The 19,578-nt window shown below is 42.6% G+C and carries 20 protein-coding genes; 15 read left to right on the plus strand and 5 right to left on the minus strand.

Annotated features, from left to right (window positions below; genetic code table 11):
* Nucleotides 1-25: 25 nt before the first annotated feature.
* Nucleotides 26-601, plus strand: coding sequence for a TetR/AcrR family transcriptional regulator (locus ACIPK1_RS07285; protein ID WP_005228861.1), 576 nt, complete (start codon nucleotides 26-28; stop codon nucleotides 599-601).
* A 54-nt stretch (nucleotides 602-655) separates the two neighbouring features.
* Here ACIPK1_RS07285 and ACIPK1_RS07290 read toward each other — a convergent pair whose 3' ends face one another.
* Nucleotides 656-1,102 (minus strand): flavodoxin, encoded by a 447-nt coding sequence (locus ACIPK1_RS07290; RefSeq protein ID WP_005237258.1) that lies wholly within the window; start codon nucleotides 1,100-1,102, stop codon nucleotides 656-658.
* 176 nt (nucleotides 1,103-1,278) lie between these two features.
* Between ACIPK1_RS07290 and map the strand changes: the two genes are divergently transcribed.
* From map to ACIPK1_RS07330, 8 genes are all read left to right on the plus strand, one after another.
* Nucleotides 1,279-2,043, plus strand: a complete 765-nt coding sequence (gene map, locus ACIPK1_RS07295; RefSeq protein WP_008377375.1) for a type I methionyl aminopeptidase — start codon at nucleotides 1,279-1,281, stop codon at nucleotides 2,041-2,043.
* A gap of 79 nt (nucleotides 2,044-2,122) precedes the next feature.
* On the plus strand, nucleotides 2,123-3,046 hold the full coding sequence (locus ACIPK1_RS07300; RefSeq protein WP_005237256.1) for a YihY/virulence factor BrkB family protein: 924 nt from the start codon (nucleotides 2,123-2,125) through the stop codon (nucleotides 3,044-3,046).
* A 19-nt stretch (nucleotides 3,047-3,065) separates the two neighbouring features.
* Nucleotides 3,066-4,286 (plus strand): glycosyltransferase family 4 protein, encoded by a 1,221-nt coding sequence (locus ACIPK1_RS07305; RefSeq protein WP_061053869.1) that lies wholly within the window; start codon nucleotides 3,066-3,068, stop codon nucleotides 4,284-4,286.
* 286 nt (nucleotides 4,287-4,572) lie between these two features.
* Nucleotides 4,573-5,559, plus strand: a complete 987-nt coding sequence (locus ACIPK1_RS07310) for an aldose epimerase family protein (protein WP_061053870.1) — start codon at nucleotides 4,573-4,575, stop codon at nucleotides 5,557-5,559.
* A 141-nt stretch (nucleotides 5,560-5,700) separates the two neighbouring features.
* On the plus strand, nucleotides 5,701-6,147 hold the full coding sequence (locus ACIPK1_RS07315) for a CopY/TcrY family copper transport repressor (RefSeq protein WP_008377382.1): 447 nt from the start codon (nucleotides 5,701-5,703) through the stop codon (nucleotides 6,145-6,147).
* A 37-nt stretch (nucleotides 6,148-6,184) separates the two neighbouring features.
* Complete coding sequence (gene copZ, locus ACIPK1_RS07320; protein ID WP_005237251.1) at nucleotides 6,185-6,394, plus strand: copper chaperone CopZ; 210 nt, start codon at nucleotides 6,185-6,187, stop codon at nucleotides 6,392-6,394.
* A gap of 118 nt (nucleotides 6,395-6,512) precedes the next feature.
* Nucleotides 6,513-8,837 (plus strand): heavy metal translocating P-type ATPase, encoded by a 2,325-nt coding sequence (locus ACIPK1_RS07325; RefSeq protein ID WP_400450393.1) that lies wholly within the window; start codon nucleotides 6,513-6,515, stop codon nucleotides 8,835-8,837.
* Between the two features lie 101 nt (nucleotides 8,838-8,938).
* Nucleotides 8,939-9,466, plus strand: coding sequence for a type II toxin-antitoxin system Phd/YefM family antitoxin (locus tag ACIPK1_RS07330; protein ID WP_005237249.1), 528 nt, complete (start codon nucleotides 8,939-8,941; stop codon nucleotides 9,464-9,466).
* Between the two features lie 160 nt (nucleotides 9,467-9,626).
* Here the strand turns inward: ACIPK1_RS07330 and ACIPK1_RS07335 are convergent, their stop codons facing one another.
* Nucleotides 9,627-10,346: a DUF2087 domain-containing protein gene (locus ACIPK1_RS07335; RefSeq protein ID WP_061053872.1), complete on the minus strand. Its 720-nt coding sequence runs from the start codon at nucleotides 10,344-10,346 to the stop codon at nucleotides 9,627-9,629.
* A gap of 177 nt (nucleotides 10,347-10,523) precedes the next feature.
* Here ACIPK1_RS07335 and ACIPK1_RS07340 point away from each other — a divergent pair, with 177 nt between their 5' ends.
* Complete coding sequence (locus ACIPK1_RS07340) at nucleotides 10,524-11,693, plus strand: pyridoxal phosphate-dependent aminotransferase (protein ID WP_400450395.1); 1,170 nt, start codon at nucleotides 10,524-10,526, stop codon at nucleotides 11,691-11,693.
* Nucleotides 11,694-11,887: 194 nt separating this feature from the next.
* A complete protein-coding gene (locus ACIPK1_RS07345; protein ID WP_016608721.1) occupies nucleotides 11,888-12,796 on the plus strand; it encodes a phosphate ABC transporter substrate-binding protein PstS family protein in 909 nt (302 codons plus the stop codon).
* A 147-nt stretch (nucleotides 12,797-12,943) separates the two neighbouring features.
* Here ACIPK1_RS07345 and pnpS read toward each other — a convergent pair whose 3' ends face one another.
* Nucleotides 12,944-14,680: a two-component system histidine kinase PnpS gene (pnpS, locus tag ACIPK1_RS07350; protein ID WP_400450397.1), complete on the minus strand. Its 1,737-nt coding sequence runs from the start codon at nucleotides 14,678-14,680 to the stop codon at nucleotides 12,944-12,946.
* Entirely contained in the window at nucleotides 14,677-15,384 is a 708-nt protein-coding gene (locus ACIPK1_RS07355) for a response regulator transcription factor (protein ID WP_005228895.1), read from the minus strand. The genes pnpS and ACIPK1_RS07355 overlap by 4 nt, the downstream gene beginning before the upstream one ends.
* 150 nt (nucleotides 15,385-15,534) lie before the next feature.
* Between ACIPK1_RS07355 and ACIPK1_RS07360 the strand changes: the two genes are divergently transcribed.
* The 4 genes from ACIPK1_RS07360 to ACIPK1_RS07375 all read left to right on the plus strand — a co-directional run bounded on the left by ACIPK1_RS07360 (nucleotide 15,535) and on the right by ACIPK1_RS07375 (nucleotide 18,368).
* Entirely contained in the window at nucleotides 15,535-16,008 is a 474-nt protein-coding gene (locus tag ACIPK1_RS07360) for a DUF523 domain-containing protein (RefSeq protein ID WP_016608717.1), read from the plus strand.
* On the plus strand, nucleotides 15,998-16,336 hold the full coding sequence (locus tag ACIPK1_RS07365) for a putative DNA-binding protein (protein WP_005228897.1): 339 nt from the start codon (nucleotides 15,998-16,000) through the stop codon (nucleotides 16,334-16,336). Before ACIPK1_RS07360 ends, ACIPK1_RS07365 begins: the two co-directional genes overlap by 11 nt.
* A 14-nt stretch (nucleotides 16,337-16,350) precedes the next feature.
* Entirely contained in the window at nucleotides 16,351-17,769 is a 1,419-nt protein-coding gene (ffh, locus tag ACIPK1_RS07370) for a signal recognition particle protein (protein ID WP_005228902.1), read from the plus strand.
* A 398-nt stretch (nucleotides 17,770-18,167) separates the two neighbouring features.
* Complete coding sequence (locus ACIPK1_RS07375) at nucleotides 18,168-18,368, plus strand: CsbD family protein (protein WP_008377398.1); 201 nt, start codon at nucleotides 18,168-18,170, stop codon at nucleotides 18,366-18,368.
* Between the two features lie 46 nt (nucleotides 18,369-18,414).
* On the opposite strand, the gene ACIPK1_RS07380 is transcribed toward ACIPK1_RS07375, so the two are convergent.
* Complete coding sequence (locus tag ACIPK1_RS07380) at nucleotides 18,415-19,575, minus strand: ABC transporter permease (RefSeq protein WP_400450399.1); 1,161 nt, start codon at nucleotides 19,573-19,575, stop codon at nucleotides 18,415-18,417.
* Between the last annotated feature and the right edge of the window lie 3 nt (nucleotides 19,576-19,578).

Below are 19,578 nucleotides of genomic sequence, written 5' to 3' on the forward strand. Positions count from 1 at the left end.
GCAGAATTAAGGAGATTAAAAAATTATGGCAAGAAAGAAAACTATTACTAGAGACCAGATTTTAAAAGCTGCCTATGAAGTTGTCGCAACCGAAGGATTTACACGTTTTACCGCACGCAATATCGCAGCGAAGATGAAATGTTCAACGCAACCGATCTACTTAGAATTTAAAAATATGGATGACTTAAAAAATGCATTGATCAATCAGATTTACGACTACTTAGCGACAGAAGTTTTTCCAGTTGAAAGACGGGGAGATGTCATCGTTGACTTAACGCTAAATTATATTGGCTTTGCAAATAAAGAAAAACGATTATACCGAGCGCTATACTTAGAAGAGCATGGTGGTGGGGATTCCATGCAACAGTTTTCATTTGACCTTTTTGTGAAATCAGTGAAAAAAGAACCAAAATATCAAGATCTATCTGATGTAAAATTACAATCTTTGCACACCGGTGTCTGGATCGTCGCTACCGGCTTAGCGGCATTGATGTCTTCGGGAATCATTCATCCGACAGAAGATCAGATTGCTAAGCTGATGACGGAAACCACCGATAATATTTTAGCAAGAGAAACACCCATCGATATCAGTTATCATTAAGCAAACAATAAACCTCTGACAGAATCAATTGATTTTGTCAGAGGTTTTCTTGTTTTATTCAGCGAATGCTTCTGCTAGTTTTTTGGCAAAGGCTTCTAAGTTTTGAATATCGTCTTCTTCTGCAGCCAAGTCAACTTTGACGCTGTCAGCTCCTTTTGTCGCACCAGTTTTGCTAAAGGCGGCTTCAAAGTCGTCAACGGATTTACAAAAGTCATCATAAAAAGTATCACCGGAGCCGCAGACTCCAAAGATTTTGCCGCTTAAATCAAGTTCTTGCAAATCTTCATAAAAATCGACGATCTCATCCGGTAGCTCCCCGTCTCCATATGTATACGTTGCGACGATACAGATATCGGCATCTTCAAAGTCATCTGCATCCACTTGGGTACACTCATTCATTTCTACTTCCATGTCAAGATTTTCAAGGGCTTCAGAAACGATATCCGCAATTTCTTCCGTATTCCCCGTCATGCTTGCATAGACGATTTTTGCTAAAGCCATGGGCTTTTTCCTCCAATCTCATTCCTATTCTCAAGGAAAACTCTCTTACAGATTATAGCAAATGCACGAAAGTTTGAAAACAAAACTTGAAAAACTCTTTACAATGTCTGTGAATTTTGTAAAATAAGGGATTTCTATGGTAAAATAAGAGGAATTTAATTAAGGGAGACGAGAACATGATTACATTAAAATCTGCCAGAGAAATTGACCGCATGGCCGAATCCGGCGCGCTGTTAGCAGATGTCCACAAACAATTACGCAGTTTCATCAAACCAGGTATCACCAGTTGGGATATCGAAGTGTTTGTCAGAGATTATATTGAAAGCCACGGCGGCATCGCTGCCCAAATTGGTTTTGAAGATTACAAATATGCCACTTGCTGCAGTATCAATGATGAGATTTGCCACGGGTTTCCTCGAAAAAAACCATTGAAAGACGGCGATCTGATCAAAGTCGACATGTGTATTGATTTAAAAGGCGCCATTTCTGATTCTTGTTGGAGTTATGTCGTAGGGAACTCGACGCCTGAGATTGATCGATTAATGGAAGTAACCAAAAAAGCGTTGTATCTAGGAATCGAACAAGCCCAAGTGGGCAACCGAATCGGTGACATCGGTCATGCCATTCAAACCTATGCGGAAAAAGAAGGGTATGGGGTTGTGCGTGATTTCGTAGGACACGGCATTGGCCCAACGATCCATGAAAGTCCGATGATCCCTCACTACGGAGAAGCCGGCAAAGGGTTACGTTTAAAAGAAGGAATGGTTATTACCATCGAACCTATGATCAATACAGGGACGTGGAAAATGAAAATGGATCCTAATGGCTGGACCGCCTATACATTAGATGGCGGCTTAAGCTGCCAATATGAACATAGTTTGGCGATCACCAAAGATGGTCCGAGAATTTTAACTTCTCAAGGAGAAGAAGGAACCTACTAAATTTTGGTGGTAGGAGACTTCTGATTGTTACGTATGACAAAGAAAAAAAGGCAGATGATTCGCTGGCGGAGGAAGAAACATGAAAATCGTTGATAAAGTAAAAAGCAATCAAAAGCTGATGCGTTTCATTGAAACAACGCAAAATAGAATAACCGATTCAGAAATGGGGACTACATCAGTCGTTGTGGCCTACTATTTATTGCTTTCACTTTTCCCGTTAATGATTGCGCTGGGGAATCTTTTGCCTTATTTATCAATTGATCCGAACACGGTTTTATCTTATGTACAGGAATTGATCCCGAATCAAATCTATGATTTTATCGGACCAGCGATCGAAAACCTCCTCACCACAAGCTCTGGCGGACTGTTATCGATCTCCGCCTTGGCTGCGTTGTGGTCTGCGAGTCAAAGTATCAATGCCTTGCAAATTGCGATGAACAAAGCCTTCGGTGTGGACCAGCGTTCCAATTTTATCGTGGTGCGCGCAGTATCATTTGTGATCATCCTGCTCTTTATGATTGCGATCGTTGGTGTTACGATGGTATTTGGGCTTGGAAAAATCATTCTTGATTTTTTGCAGCCGATTTTTAAGTTTCAAGACAATCTGATCGATACGTTCCAAACAGTCAAATGGCCAGTCACGATCGTTGCTTTGCTGTTCATCATGATGCTGATCTATTGGTTAGTGCCGAATGCAAAGGTCAAGTTGCGTTCGACTTTGCCGGGGGCGATCTTTGCAACGATTGGCTGGATGTTGCTGTCACAAGTGTTTGGCTTATACGCCCGTTACTTTGCTGCGAAAATCATTGGCTATCAAATTATTGGAAGTTTTATTGTTTTAATGATCTGGTTGAATCTTGCTGCGACGATTATTATCTTGGGTGGAATCATCAACGCAGTGGTAGAAGAGTATGTATCAGGACAAGAAATCAAAGAACGAACAGATCCTGTTCAGCGGATTTCTTCGAAAATCGAAGATACATTTACCAATAAAGAGAAATAACGGAAAGCGAGAATAAACGATGGATTTTGCATTCAAATTTGTAATGCGCTTATTTATAACAATGATCGTGTCTTTATTATTGACACCGGTCATCAAATTGATATCTTGCAAGATTGGTGCAGTTGATCGTCCAGGAGAGCGTCGGATCAATACGAAGACTATGCCTTCAGCTGGGGGATTAAGTATTTTTTTAGCCTTTTCCTTTGCGCTGCTTTGGGAATTTCGAACAATGATTCCTTTCGACTTCGTTTGGCCGATTCTTTTAGGTGCAACAATAGTGGTGATTACAGGATTGCTCGATGATATATTTGAACTGTCGCCAATGCAAAAATTAATAGGTCTGACATTTGCAGCGCTGGAAATTTATTTCGTTGCTGGAATAAAAATCAGCACAGTCACGATTCCTTATTTTGGCTTTATTGATCTGGGATGGTTTGCATTGCCTATGACTTTGATTTGGATACTGGCAATTACCAATGCGGTGAACTTAATCGATGGTCTCGATGGTTTGGCGAGCGGCGTCTCTATTATCAGTTTGACGACGATAGGGATTATCAGCTATTTCTTTCTGCCGAATTTTGTGGAAGTACCAATGGTCATTTTTACTTTGATCGCAGCAATCATCGGTTTCTTTCCATATAATTTTTATCCAGCAACCATTTTTCTAGGAGATACCGGTGCATTGTTTTTAGGGTTTATGATCTCGGTCCTCTCTCTACAAGGATTGAAAAACGCAACTTTTATTTCTGTTCTGACGCCCATGTTTATTCTCGGTGTACCAATCACGGATACTGTTTATGCGATGATCCGAAGAAAGTTTAATAAACAGAAGATTTCCTCTGCCGATAAAATGCACTTGCATCATCGATTGTTGTCGTTAGGATTTTCTCATCGCGGCACAGTGTTAACGATCTATGCCTTAGCATTAGTCTTTTCTTTTATTGCTTTACTAATGAATTACGCGAGCAATACAGCGATTGTTTTATTAATCATTAGCACAGGTTTTGGAATTGAGCTGTTTATTGAGCTGATCGGATTAGTCGGTGAAAATCGTCAACCACTCATGTGTGCGTTAAAGTTTCTGGGAAATCGGCGATTCAGACAAAGTGTACTAACTAAACGTGCTGAAAGAAGAAATGCTGATCAAGAAAAAGAAAACAAAGATTTAGCTGCTAATGTTTCTCAGACTAAAGAAAAGCGACGAAAGAGAAAACATTACCAAGCAAAACACAAAAAATAAACGATACAATTGCGGCATAGGAGCCCAACAGGCGAAGCGAATGTGATTGATTATTGAAGAAAAGACAGGAGCAGCCAGCGCTTCTCCTAGTACTTTCTCTCACGATCAGCTGACCATGATTCAATCAACCAGTTGGGCATTCTTGCCGCTTTTTATTTGTGTGAAGACGGCCCGGCATAAAATGAATGCTTACTGAATCCGTCCGTCTTGAATTGACGGATCTAGCCCTTAACGGCTATACTTAAAAAGAGTAGCAGACTAAACAAAGAAAGAAGGATATGAACGAATGCCAAATGTGAAACAAACGACCTCAGAAAAAATGGGAACGATTTATGAGCTTTCCAATGATAGCGGTACCATCGTAAGGCTGAGTCCCGAAGGCGCACGCTTATTGGATTGGGTCGTTCCAGTAGAAGAAGGCCGCGACATTGTGGTCGGTTATGATACGATCGAAGGACATCGCCAAGCACGCTATTATGGTGCAACGATCGGTCCAGTAGCGGGAAGGATCGCAGGTACCCGCTTTGAGGTTGAGGGGCAAGAATACCAAACGGAGGACAATGATGGCGGCAATACGCTTCATGGTGGTTCAAAGGGGCTTGACACGGATATCTGGATCGCTGAAACTTTTGAGGAAGCAGACAGAGCCGGCGTGATTTTTACTACCTCACGACAAGATGGCGACGGCGGCTTTCCAGGAAATGTTCGTTATCAAGTCACCTATACGTTGACTAATGACAATGAACTATTGCTTGCATATGACGCTAACACAGACAAAGCGACTTTATTTAACCCAACGAACCACGGTTATTTCAATTTGACAGGTGATACCCAACAGCCGATCGATGACCACTTGGTTCAAATCAATGCCGAACATGTGGCTGAAACGAACGATGACGTGACGACCACCGGTGAAAAAACGCCTGTCGCAGGCACAAAGTTTGATTTTAGACAAGAACGCCCAATGGGAACGACCATGTTGGATGATCCATTCTTATTGGATCATGAGCAAGAGTGGGATCTGAAAGTAACCAGTCCCGATCAAAAAGTGCAGCTGACTGTAACTACTGACCGTCCTGCTGTTGTTATTTACACAACAGGTGAGGGAGAAGCTGGGGCCCCAATGAAGACCGGTCCTTTTGCCAAACATGGCGGGATGGCGATCGAAACACAAGGTGTTCCTGGCTCTGAGAAATTCACCCACTTTGGTGAGATCGTGCTGCGCCCAGAAGAACCCTTCCACTCTGTGACGACGTATCAGGTCCACTTTTAAACGTTGGAACCAAACCATTTTTAACGAAATAGAAAAAAGCATTGCCAAAATGCAGAAAGTTTGGCGATGCTTTTTTTTGACAAAATACGATTACAGATGTAAACTTAAAAATGTGAATCAGTTATGAAAGGAAGTGGACAAATGCAATCAGTGGTCGAACCAATCAAAATCAGCGATTCTGAATGGGAAGTCATGCGTGTGATTTGGACATTGGGACAATCCGATGCGAAAGAGATCACCGCTTTGTTAAGCGAAAATAAAAATTGGAAAGCAGCGACAGTCAAAACGCTTTTAGGACGACTTGTTAAAAAAGGCGTATTGAAAACAGAAAGCCAAGGGAAAAAGTTTGTTTACTCGCCACTTGTTTCAGAAGAAGCCACTGTTCGCAGTGCAGCTGAGAATCTTTTTTCTCATATTTGTGCCAAAAAAGTCGGACAAACATTAGCAGAAATGATCCAAGAAGCAGCATTGACGGCAGAAGATTTGGCGATGCTCCAAGCAGCAGTCGACCAAAAAGTGCCAGTAGCAGCGATTTCGTGTAATTGTATTCCTGGTCAGTGCCAATGCAAAACCCATGCAACAAAATAAGTAGCCAACAAACTGTTAAAAGAAATGAGGAATAGTAATGAAAAAAAATATGCAAATCAGCGGAATGAATTGCGCCCATTGTGCCGCAAAAGTTGAAAAAGCCTTAAATGAAGTACCGGGTGTGAAAAAAGCTAAAGTCGACTTGAAAAAAGCTCGTGGGACGGTCAAATTTGACGAGTCGCAAGTGACAGAAACAGCCTTAATCAGTGCAATAACTGAAGCTGGTTATCAAGGTGTTTTTGAATAAGCGATGCAAACGCTAAAGTGATAAGGAGAAAAATCTAGAAAGTCCAGCCGCTTGAAGCTTTTGTATGAAGGCGCAAGACTGTACGGATATTCAGTGAAATAGGAAGGGGAATACTAGGATGAATCAGAAAAAAACGTCACCTGCAGACAATCGTCAGACGTCAAGCCATCATAGGCATGAACCTAGGAATGAGCAGGATAATAAAGGGCAAGAAGGACTCACACACCCACAGGCGGAGGAAGTCCCTGAGCCCCGAAGCCATGAGATGAATGGGGTGGATCATCAAGGGGCGACATCAAAACTGCAGGAGCATGAAAGCGCCGATAGTAACCATGCTCACATGGATCATGAGGTTTCCAGTATGGACCATAGCCACATGGATCATGAGATGTCTGGCATGGATCATAGCCACATGGATCATGAGATGTCTGGCATGGATCACAGTCATATGGATCATGAGATGTCTGGTATGGATCATAGTATGCATATGGGAAATTTTAAGCAAAAGTTTTGGCTATCCTTGGTTTTGGCGATTCCAATCGTCATTTTATCACCAATGATGGGTATCGAATTGCCCTTTCAGTTCACGTTTCCCGGCTCAGATTGGGTTGTATTGATTTTAGGAACGATCCTGTTTTTCTATGGGGGGCAGCCGTTTTTAAGTGGTGCAAAAATGGAATTGAAACAAAAAAGCCCAGCCATGATGACTTTGATTGCTATGGGGATCACGGTTTCTTATTTTTATAGTCTTTACGCGTTTATCGCTAATCATTTTCTTGCTGTTCCTCATGTAATGGATTTCTTCTGGGAACTAGCGACTCTGATCGTGATCATGTTGTTGGGGCATTGGATCGAGATGAATGCCGTTTCTAATGCCGGCAATGCATTACAGAAATTAGCAGAACTGTTGCCAAAAGAAGTGATTCGGAAAAATGCAGATGGATCAGAAGAACAGATTCCATTAGAAGAAGTGACCAACAAAACACAGCTGATCGTTCGCTCAGGAGATAAGATTCCTACAGACGGAACGATTCTTGAAGGGGAAACAACGATCGATGAGTCGGCAGTGACCGGTGAATCCAGACGGGTACCTAAAACCATCGGCAGTACTGTCATTGGAGGATCTGTCAACGGCAATGGTACCATTACGATGGAAGTCACAGGGACTGGCGAAGACAGCTATTTGGCAAAAGTCATGGAAATGGTACGAAAAGCCCAAGCTGATAAATCCCGCTTAGAAGCACTTTCGGACAAAGTGGCGAAATGGTTGTTCTATATCGCCTTAGTTGCTGGTGTTTTGGTCTTTGCTGTATGGCTGTTTGTTGCTGACCTACCGACTGCTCTTGATCGAATGGTCACGGTATTCGTCATTGCCTGTCCCCATGCGTTAGGCCTAGCGATTCCCCTCGTCGTGGCTCGTTCAACATCGATCGCTGCCAAAAACGGCTTGCTCTTAAAAAATCGCAACGCACTGGAGAATGCGCATCATGTTGATTATCTGATCCTCGATAAGACCGGTACGTTAACAGAAGGAACGTTTACCGTAACTGGCATCGAGGCGACAGGCAGCCTTTCTGCATCAGAAGTACTAGCTTACCTAGCAGGTCTTGAGAAAACCGCCAATCATCCGATCGCAGAAGGCATTTTAGCCCAAGCAGAAAAGGAAAACATCACAGCCAAAAAGGCGACTGATGTTCAAACAAGGACGGGTATTGGCCTGGAAGGCGTAATCGATGGACAAAAGTGGTTGATCGTCAATCAAAAAGGATTGGAGCAATTAACCATCCAGTATCAAGGGAAATCCTTGAAAAATTATCAAGAGCAGGGCAATACCATTAGCTATTTGGTTCATGACGGCAAAGTGGAAGGAATCGTCGCATTAGGGGATAAGGTGAAACCAGAAGCGAGTCAATTTATTCAAAAAGTGAAAGACTTAGGCATCACGCCAGTTATGGCTACTGGGGACAACCAAGAAGCGGCGCAAGCCGTAGCCGATTACCTAGGAATCGAAGCCTTCCATGCGGCAATGTTACCAGACGATAAAGAACGTCTAGTCAGTGACTATGTCAAAGAGGGCAAGCGCGTCGTAATGGTAGGCGATGGGATCAATGACGCCCCAAGTCTTGCAAGAGCGACGATCGGGATTGCGATCGGAGCTGGAACCGATGTAGCGATCGATTCAGCCGATGTCGTTTTGACGAATAGCGAACCTCAAGACATCTTGCACTTCTTGACTTTGGCGAAAAAAACAAGGCGCAAGATGATTCAAAATCTCTGGTGGGGCGCAGGATACAATATTTTTGCTATTCCTTTGGCAGCTGGCGTGCTCGCACCAATCGGGATCATTTTGAACCCAGCAGTCGGAGCTGTCTTGATGTCTATGAGTACGATCATCGTTGCCATCAATGCAATGACCTTATCAATCGAAAAAAGCGGCGATTAGCCGCTTTTTTGTTTCTTTTCCTAGGAGCAGTGAAATACCTCTATAATCTGCTTCTGGATTTATGCTATAATGTGTTCGTTGAGACAAGGAGGACGTTGATTATGGAACTGAAGAAGTTGGATGTTCCCACTACTTCAATTACTGAAGTAAAAAAATCTCCGATGGATGTATTTAATCAAGCGCGAGAAGCAGGAACAGCAGTATATGTATTCAATCGTGAAAAAGTGGCGGGGGTCATGTTGACACAAGAGCAGTACGAAACGTTATTGCAGGAATTAGATTATTTGCGTCAGCGACCGCTGATGGAAGAAGAGCCTGAACAGCCGCCAGTGGCAGGGCTAGAAGAATTCTTACAAATCATGCGGCAAGCACTGATCACCGGTGCCAGCATCTCGGCAAAAAATTTAGATGAGCGGATGGTGGCGTTAGGCTTCATCACTCGTAAAACAGGTTTTGGCGGTGTCGTCGACATGGTGAACGAATTGAAAGAAACAGGTAAGATTGTTTATCAGTTGCGCAAAAAACAAGACGGCAAATCAGTGACTGCTGAAGTCATTGGGGAACAAGACAATCAAACGCAATTATTTGATAAATTGATCATCAAAAAAATCTTTCTAAAAGAAAAATAAACGCTGGAACTTGTCCCAGCGTTTCAGACAGTAGACAAAGTACGGGTGTTTTCGTACTTTGTCTTTTTTTGTAAAAAACTGGAGCTTGTTAACTTTTCAAAACTGTGAAAGATACTGTCCATCCAACCAACAAAAATTCCATCCAACTACAGACTGGGTTTTAAGTCAGCCAGTAAGTTTTTCCGTCTTTCGTCCGTTGCATAAATCCATACTCGATCAAATATCGTCGGACAGTGACATAATCGGTGATCGCTTGTTTTAATACATCGTTTACGGCAGCTTCTGAATAATTTTTCTTCGGATCAAATTTTTGTGCCAGCACACTTAAGACAACGATCTTGCGCTTTTCTTTGCTCGGAAACTGTTTGATAAACCCCGCTTCATCAAAATAAGTAGCAATGATCTTTTCTCTTTCACTAGCCGTAATGGCATAGCGATCATCAAGCATCGTCGCCCCTTTGTGAGGCGGCAGCAACGGGGTTTCTTGCAACAAGGACATGATACTTATAAAAACAGTCGCTTGTCGCTGCTTTTCTTTTAGCTTAAAGCGATGATTCCTGACAGTCGAAGAAGAGATACCTAAGCGCTGGGCAATCACAGTATCGCTAACATCTTGGGCAAACAGTTGTAAAATCTCCTGCTGGCTTTCTGATAAGCCTGTTTGTTCTTTGGGTAAAGCCAATAATGCGGATAAAACGGTTCCATGATGCTCAGTGATATGTTGTATCATTCGTTTTTTTGCCGTAAAAAAGGCGCCATCAACGGGATAGATTTCTTCTTTGTCGAAGGTCTCCTGACAAAATACGCAACAATAATCCGTTGTTGTTTCGACATATCCTTGCTGATAATCAGAAATGGTAAACTCTTGATAAGGTTTCATTTTGGGTTCTCCTTTTTTGTTTGATTATATACTAACATAAAATGTTTTTGTTTGTAAATAAACAAACGTAATTGTGGTTATTAGATTAATTTCATCCGTTGCTTAAAATTGTCGCCTTTTTGTGTTAGGATTAACAACAATAGCGAATGAATTTGCTTAATTCAAAGGAGTGATACTATGGCAGACGTAAGCCAACGCTTCAATCACGAAGTGTACAATATAGCTGTTTCATTGATTCGTAAATTTGATGAACGGGTTTCTTCAATTCCTGATATTTTAAAGTTAACGTTAGGCGAGCCGGATTTTAACACACCAGAGCACGTGAAAAAATCGGGTGTCCAAGCAATCGAACAAAATTTTAGCCACTATTCTGGAATGGCCGGCTTAGCAGATGTTCGGCAAGCAGCCAGCCTCTTTTTGAAAAATAAATATCAGCTTGATTACGACTTTCAATCAGAAGTATTAGTGACGATCGGTGCAACGGAAGCAATCTCAGCTTCTTTATTAGCCACGTTGGAACCTGGCGATAAAGTTCTCCTACCGGCACCAATTTATCCAGGCTATGAACCAGTCATCCATTTAGCCCATGCCCAACCGATCTATCTTGATACGACGGACAATGACTTTGTTTTAGCGCCAGATGTTTTGGAAGCAGCCTTAAAAGAACATGGGGAGCAAGTCAAGGCAGTCATTTTAAATTATCCTAGCAATCCAACAGGGGTCGTTTATACCCGAGAACAAGTCAAAGCATTGGCAGAAGTTTTAGAAAAATACCCCGTTTTTGTTATTAGCGATGAAATTTATAGTGAGTTGACTTATGATGAAACCCATGTGTCCATTGCTGAATACTTGCGGGATCAAACGATCGTGATCAACGGCTTGTCGAAATCACACGCGATGACTGGTTGGCGCGTCGGCTTCATTTTTGCACCAGCAGCGTTGACTGCTCAGATCATTAAGGTCCACCAATACTTAGTGACCGCGGCATCAACGATTTCTCAAAAAGCCGCAGTGCGGGCATTGATCGAAGGCATCAACGATGCAGAAGTCATGAAAGCCGATTACCGTGAACGCCGAGATTACTTGTTTGAAAAGATGACTGCCCTTGGTTTTGACATGGCGAAGCCATCTGGTGCATTCTACATTTTTGCCAAAATACCAGCAGGTTTCAACCAAGATTCCATGGCTTTTTGTGTCGACTTAGCCGAAAAGAATCAATTAGCAATCATTCCAGGGATCGCCTTTGGTCCCGAAGCAGAAGGCTATGTTCGTTTAAGCTATGCGGCAAGTATGGAAAACTTGGTGGAAGCGATGGATCGCTTGACACGCTATATGCAAAGCAATTGATTCTACAAACGTTTCTTTAGTTCATAAGTGTTAGATAAAGTAAGCCCCCTCTGATGGATGCAGCGGGGGCTTTTTTAGGCAATCGACGAACTTTACAAAAGATTTACATCGCTTTATCGATTCTTTACATGAAATCCATCAAGGGTTTACACCGCCTTGCTAAACTAAGCATATAACGAAAGGAGATTTACTAAATGAAAAAATTGGGACTTTTATTTTTTGCAACTGGATTATTATTAGCTGGCTGTGGGAGCGGTGGCGCAAGCACTGAGAGCAGTCAAGCATCAGGCGGATCTTCATCAGGTGCCGCATCAAATGAAAATGTAGAAATTTTAGCTGTGGGCTCAACGGCATTGCAACCCTTGGTTGAAGCAGCAGGTGAAAGCTTCTCAGCAGACAATCCCAATTATACAATTACGGTTCAAGGTGGCGGTAGCGGAACTGGCTTAAGTCAAGTAGAAGCAGGCGCTGTGACGATCGGCAATTCCGATGTGTTTGCGGATGAAAAAGATGGTGTGGATGCCAGCAAATTAGTTGACCATAAAGTAGCTGTAGTTGGTATGGCACCAGTGGTAAATAAAGACGCAGGCGTTACGGATCTTAGCCAACAAGATTTAATCGATATCTTTACAGGCAAAGTGAAGAATTGGTCTGAACTAGGCGGAGCAGATCAAGAAATCTCTGTAATCAACCGCGCATCAGGCAGCGGTACGAGAGCGACCTTTGAAAAATGGGGCTTAGATGGTGCAGAGACGATTCAAACACAAGAGCAAGATTCTTCTGGAACAGTCCGTAAAATCGTTGCTGAAACACCAGGAGCAATCAGCTACCTTGCTTTATCCTATTTGGACGATTCGATCCAAGCGCTATCTCTTGATGGGGTAGAAGCGACTCCTGAAAATATTGCAGATAACAAATGGCCAATCTGGTCTTACGAGCATATGTACACGAACGGCGAGCCAGATGCAAACGTCAAAGCCTTTCTTGATTACATCATGACAGACGATGTCCAACAAGGAATCGTTATCGAATTAGGTTACTTGCCAATCACTGATATGAAAGTAGAACGCAGTGTAGACGGCGAAGTAACGAATGTTGAATAGTGGAATGACCGAAGAAGGAGAATGCTCCTTCTTTTTTTGTGTTTAAAGCATCAAGAAGATGCTATTGACTGGTGCTTCATTTGGTAATGAAAAACAACTACAAAAACAGCCGATAACAATTATTCACCTGTTATCGGCTGTTTTTTATCAATAATCATCTTTTTCATGAAGCGGCAAAGTCACCGTAAAGGTAGAACCAATTTTGGGGAAGCTGTCAACCTTGATGCTGCCACCTAATAATTTGGTATAGTCTTTGACGATAGCCAGCCCAAGTCCAGTGCCGCCAGAATTGCGGGCGCGGGCTTTGTCCACCCGATAAAACCGCTCAAAAATCCGTTCCTGATCTTCTTCATCGATGCCGATGCCTTGATCCTGCACTTGAAATAACAGCTGGTCGTCTTGCTCTGAATAGGATAATGTGATGACACCACCAGGTTTTGAATAGGTGACAGCATTTTCTACCAGATTTTTTACGATGGGCTGCAGCAGCTCTTTTTTGGTAGATAAAATGAAGGGTTCGGGTCCTTCAAATTGAAAGGTCAATTGCTTCTTAGCAGCTGCGGGACCATAGGTTTGAACGACTTGTTGCAGCAGCTCAGAAAAGTTGATCGGTTGGTCGACATACTGGAAAGAATCACTGTCTTGAGACAGTTGGATGATATCTTGTATTAGATTTTTCAAGCGATAAGCATCTTTTTGAATGATCTCTAAAAAGGTCTGCAATGTTTCTGGGTCTTCTTTGGCGCCGTCCAGCAGTGTTTCGGTAAACCCAATCAAGGAAGTTACCGGCGTTTTTAATTCATGGGAAACATTGCCGACAAAATCTTTTTGCATTTTTTCTAATTGTCGGATGCGCGTCAAGTCATAAGAAATACCAATCAACTGGTTTTCTTGGAAGCTTCGCAAGGTAACATCCAAGACTTTTGAACGTTCTCCGCTAAGGGTGGTTTCCGCATGGAAAATAGGGGTCTCGTCGTTAAATTGATAGATCAATTGGATCAGTTGTGTGTCATGAATCACTTCAGTGAAGGGCTGCGGCAAGGTTGGCGCATTTTCCATCCCCAACTGTTCTTGCATCGTCGGATTCAACAGCAGCAGTTGATTTTCTTCATTAATGATAAAGACACCGATCATCAGTTCACTGAGCAAGCCGTACAGCTGTTGTTCAGATGCCGCATAGGCACGATAGGTCTGGCTCATTTGTTCGCTCAGCTGATTGATCAGTTGATACAACTCATCATGTTCAGGGGTTTCTTGCATAATGATTGCTTGTTGATCGGGCGAGGTGATCATTTTTTTTACGACGGGCAGAATCGTTTGGATTGGACGATTCCGCTGACGCAGCGTGTGAAAAATCAGCAGGCTGATCAAGAAACAAAAGACAAGATAGACAATCAAGATCGATTGCTTGATTCCTTGGTTTTTCGCAAAAAAAGCAGCAGTCGGTTCTGCGATCCGCAAGATTTGAGTTAAGTTTCCATCTTCTTTGACAGGAATCGCCACGTAAAGCAATTCTTCATGCAAGGTGTCGCTTTCCCGCAACGATTGACCAACGGCGCTTCCGCGCAAAACGGCTTGAACTTCTGGACGATCGGAGCGGTTTTCATGGAGGGTATGATCATAAGTATCGAAAATGATTTGGCCTTGATCATCTAACAAAGTGATGCGGCTATTGCTGTCTTCAACATAGGTATCCGCAAACTGTTCTAAGGCCGCGGTTTGGTTATCTGAGAGATTCAAAAATACAGCGGCTTTCTCTTGCAGAAAATCCACTTGCTGGGCGATGACTTGCTGACGGTAAAAACTGCTTAGAACTTGCCAACACAGGAAAAAAATCAGCAATAGACCGATTGACCATAAACCATAGCCATAGCGTTTTTTCATTGGGTCGGCTCCTGAAATTTATACCCAAATCCTCGAACGGTCACCAAGTATTCTGGACGCTTGGGATCAGCTTCCAATTTTTCTCTTAAATGACTGATGTGAACATCCACGATGCGACTTTGTCCATCAAAGTCAAAATTCCAAATACGATTGAGTAAGGTATCGCGATCGATCACGCGGCCTTTACGTTTCATAAAGTAAACCAGCAGCTCGAACTCTTTCGGGGTCAGGAAGATTTTCTCCCCATCCACACTGACCTGGAAATTGGTCAGATCGGCTTGAATTCCGCCGATTTGCAAGATTTCTGCAGGTTGATCTTCTTCTCGTGCTTGTTGACGAGGTTCTAAGCGACGGAAGATGGCCTTCATTCGAGCCAATACTTCTCGAGGGCTGAAGGGTTTCGTCAAGTAGTCGTCAGCCCCGATCTCTAAACCCAAAATCCGGTCGATCGGATCATCTTTTGCGGTCAAGACGAGGATCGGTGTCTCGATTTTTTCTTGCCGTAATTTCTTTGTGATTTCGATGCCGTCCAAATTCGGCAGCATGACATCCAAGATGATAAAGTCAAAAGGTTTTGACAACGCCAAGTCGAAGGCTTTTTGACCATCTGAGGCGGAAACGACTTGGTAGCCCTCTTTTTCTAAATTAAAGGTTAAAAGTGTGACGATTGAAGGTTCATCATCGACAACGAGTATTTTTTTCATGATAGACTCCTTTCGTTTCTTTTTTTCAAGAAACGATTAAATTTCAACGAACAAGTCCTATTTTAGCATGAATAGACAATTGGTACTATTGCAACCACTAAATAAATGCTATAATAAAGGACGATTTCATAGGAAAGCTGAGGGTGCTAAATGATTGGAATCAGTGCGTGTCTAGGCGGTGCCCTTTGCCGCTACGATGGAAAACATCAAGCAGTACCACAATTGATCGAACTTGTTCGTGCGGGTCAAGCAATGATGGTCTGTCCAGAAGTTCTTGGCGGCTTGCCGATTCCACGCGAACCGGCCGAAATCGTCGGTGGCGATGGGGTGGATGTTTGGGCGCAACGAGCGAAGGTCGTCACCATTTCAGGAGAAGACGTGACGGAACAATTTACTAAAGGCGCGAAAATTGCTTATCAAAAATTACAAGAGCAAGGCATCACCCAACTGATCTTAAAAGAAAAAAGTCCCTCTTGTGGCAGTCAGACGATTTATGATGGCAATTTTTCTGGAATCAAAAAAACAGGGGTCGGTGTCGCTTGTGCCTATTTTCGACAACAAGGCATGACTGTTTTGTCCGATGTCGAATGGCTTGCAAAACAGGAGGAAGCAAATGGAAATTGAAAAGACCAATCGCATGAATGCGTTGTTTGAGTTTTATTCCACGTTATTGACGGAAAAACAGATGAATTACATGGAATTGTATTACGCAGATGATTTTTCTCTAGGAGAAATCGCTGAAGAGTATCAAGTTAGCCGTCAAGCAGTCTATGACAACATCAAACGCACCGAACGTATTTTAGAAGACTATGAAAAAAAACTACATATGTTTTCGGATTATATCATGCGGGAAGACTTGCTGGATCAGCTAAGCGAGTATACGAAAACCCACTATCCAAAAGACGAAACCTTACAGGGGTTTATTCAACAGCTCCAAGAAATCGAAGAATAAAGGAATGAAAAAAAATGGCATTTGAAAGTTTAACTGAACGCCTCCAGCAGGCAATGAGCAAACTGCGCAGAAAAGGAAAAGTATCTGAAGCAGATGTAAAAGAAATGATGCGTGAGATTCGTCTAGCTTTATTAGAAGCCGACGTCAATCTGCAAGTTGTAAAAGAGTTTACCAAAAATGTCCGTGAACGGGCAGTGGGGGTAGAAGTATTAGAAAGCCTATCTCCAGCGCAACAAATCGTTAAGATCGTTGATGAAGAATTAACCAAAACATTAGGATCAGAAACAGTTGGGATCGAAAAATCACCGAAGATCCCAACGATCATCATGATGGCTGGTTTGCAAGGGGCAGGGAAAACCACCTTTGCTGGGAAATTAGCCAACCATTTGATCAAAACCGAAAACGCACGTCCATTAATGATCGCTGGTGACGTGTACCGACCAGCTGCGATCGACCAGTTGAAAGTATTGGGGCAGCAATTGGATGTACCTGTTTTTGATATGGGAACTGATGTCAGCCCAGTTGAAATCGTCCGCCAAGGATTGGCTTTGGCTCGGGAAAAGAAAAATGACTACGTTTTGATCGATACGGCGGGTCGTTTGCATATCGACGAAAACTTGATGGAAGAGCTAAAACAAATCAAGGACTTGGCACAGCCAAATGAAATTTTACTGGTAGTGGATGCGATGACAGGACAAGATGCTGTCAACGTGGCGGAAAGCTTCAATCAACAACTGGGGATCACAGGGGTAGTCATCACCAAGCTAGATGGCGATACTCGTGGCGGGGCGGCATTGTCGATTCGTCAAGTTACAGGCGCTCCAATCAAGTTCACTGGTACCGGTGAAAAATTGACCGACCTTGAAGTATTCCATCCAGATCGGATGTCTAGTCGGATTCTCGGTATGGGTGATATGCTGACTTTGATCGAAAAAGCACAGCAAGATTACGACGAGAAAAAAGCAGAAGAACTTGCTCAAAAAATGAAGGAAAACTCCTTCGACTTCAATGACTTTGTTGAACAGATCGATCAAGTCATGGGCATGGGCCCAATTGAAGATCTTTTGAAAATGATTCCGGGAATGAGCCAAATGCCTGGCATCGAGAATGTCAAAGTTGATCCAAAACAAATTGCCCGTCAAAAAGCCATGGTTTATTCCATGACACCAGCAGAACGTGAAAATCCTGATTTGTTAAATCCAAGCCGTCGTCGCCGGATTGCCGCCGGTTCTGGCAACAGTGTCGTCGAAGTCAACCGCATGATCAAACAATTTAAAGAATCCCGCAAAATGATGCAGCAAATGAGCAAAGGGAATATGAACATTCCTGGCATGGATCAAATGTTTGGCGGCGGTGTCAAAGGGAAACTTGGAAAAATGGCCATGAATCGTATGGTCAAAAAACAAAAGAAGAAAAAGAAAAAACGCAAATAATCGTTTAACACTGATAGGAACTAAGAACCGAACCTTCTCTTAGGGTACAATTAAAAAAAACATGACCTGAAAAGACACCAAATCGAGAAGCTGTACCTCCTGATTCTAGCAGCTGCAGCTCCTCAGATTGCCTTCTTTCAGGTCATGGTTTTTTTATGTTCACAGTGTCCTCTTTAAATGAACTCCTTCAAAGAACATCAAATAGAACATCTAAAGAACATCCCTTTTTATAGAGAAAGCCAGCTTTCTACTGAATATCCTAAATCGTCCAAGAGTCAAAAATAGCGAAGAACTATCGTTGCGGACAACTCAAAGGATAAGATAGAAGCAGAACATTCGTGCTTTCTGGCAAATGATGCTACTATTAATTTATAGCAAGTATGAAAGGAGTTTTTACGATGACAAACAAGGATCGCATTGAAGGAAAAGTAACCGAAACAAAAGGGAAACTTACAGGAGATGACTCCGAGGAGTTAAAAGGGAAAACCCAAAATAAATATGGGAAAGCCAAAGATAAGGTTGAAGATTTTGCGGATGATGTTTCTCGCAAAGTAAATGACTTCTTTGACAAAAAAGACGACGACAAACCTAAACATTAAACATAAAAGCGTCCCGGCAACAATTTCTTGTTGTAGGGACGCTTTTTTAAATATTGCTGACCTGTTTGTTTTTTCGTTTGTACCACCAATTCATCAGTGCTTTAGGATAGACAAGCAATAAACTGATGAATAAGCAAGCAACCAGCAACAAGCCAAGCCGAAGGATGATGTTCCAAAGACTGACATCATACCCCTCATAGAGATCACGGTAAAAAATTTCTAGCGGGTAATAAGAAATCATGGATAGATAGAACCAGGTTCCTAAAGAAAGCAGCCAATAAACCGGGGCGCGCAATTTAGGGATCGTTAAATAATCACCGTCATTTTCTAAAGAAATTTTCGAGAACACTTTTTCGGCAGCAAGAATCAGCAAGCCGCTCAAACCGAGGTAAAGGAGCAGTAGCCACCAAGGATAGACATATCCTTGCGGCCAATCGATCCACGTTTGAAAAGGAAGCAGAAAATCCCCATGACCAAGAAATACAAAACTAAAAAACTCGCGGGTACATTGGAAAAAGCTATACCCCATTGTTCCTAGAGAAAGAGTGAAGAACACCGACAGCACGCCAGTAAACAGATTCCCCAGTAAAACGCCCAACAAGATGCCGACAGCAAATACTAGTAGATTCGTTGCCAAAGTACTAAGGGCGGAAAGCAGCACGTCTTGAAGCGGCACAGCGAGATAGCGAGCCGGGATCATTGTGTATTCGATCAGGATATGACCTAACAGGCCCAACACTAAACAAGCGGTCAAGGGTAAGCCGATAAAAAGCAGTTTCTTGCGAAAGACGTGCTTTCTGCTAAAGGGTAAAGCAAATAAAAAGCGATTGAAATTGGTGCGGCCATCGACAAAAAAGGACAAAAAGCCCCAAATAAACAGGAAGACAATCACAAATTTATTCATGGTGGTCATATACGGGCGATTGTAATAAAAATCATCTGAGTACTCTTTGTTGATTGTCAATACCGCATCGCGGTACTCTGCTGCCGAATCAAAGTAAACCGGGGTTTCACCGTTGTAGCTTTTGACATAGTATTCTCGATTTTCGTTAAAATCTTTGATAAATTCCTCAGATGCCAAATAACGTTCTTGCTGGTGCCAAGAATTTTGTGATTGCCAGCCAGCACTAAGATACATGAAGAGCACGACAAAACAAAAACCGATCAACAGCTTACCGTAGCGTTCTTTAAATATATTGCTTAACATCGT

The sequence above is a fragment of the Enterococcus sp. NPDC086594 genome, from assembly GCF_044746145.1.
Taxonomy (GTDB): Bacteria; Bacillota; Bacilli; order Lactobacillales; family Enterococcaceae; genus Enterococcus_D; species Enterococcus_D entomosocium.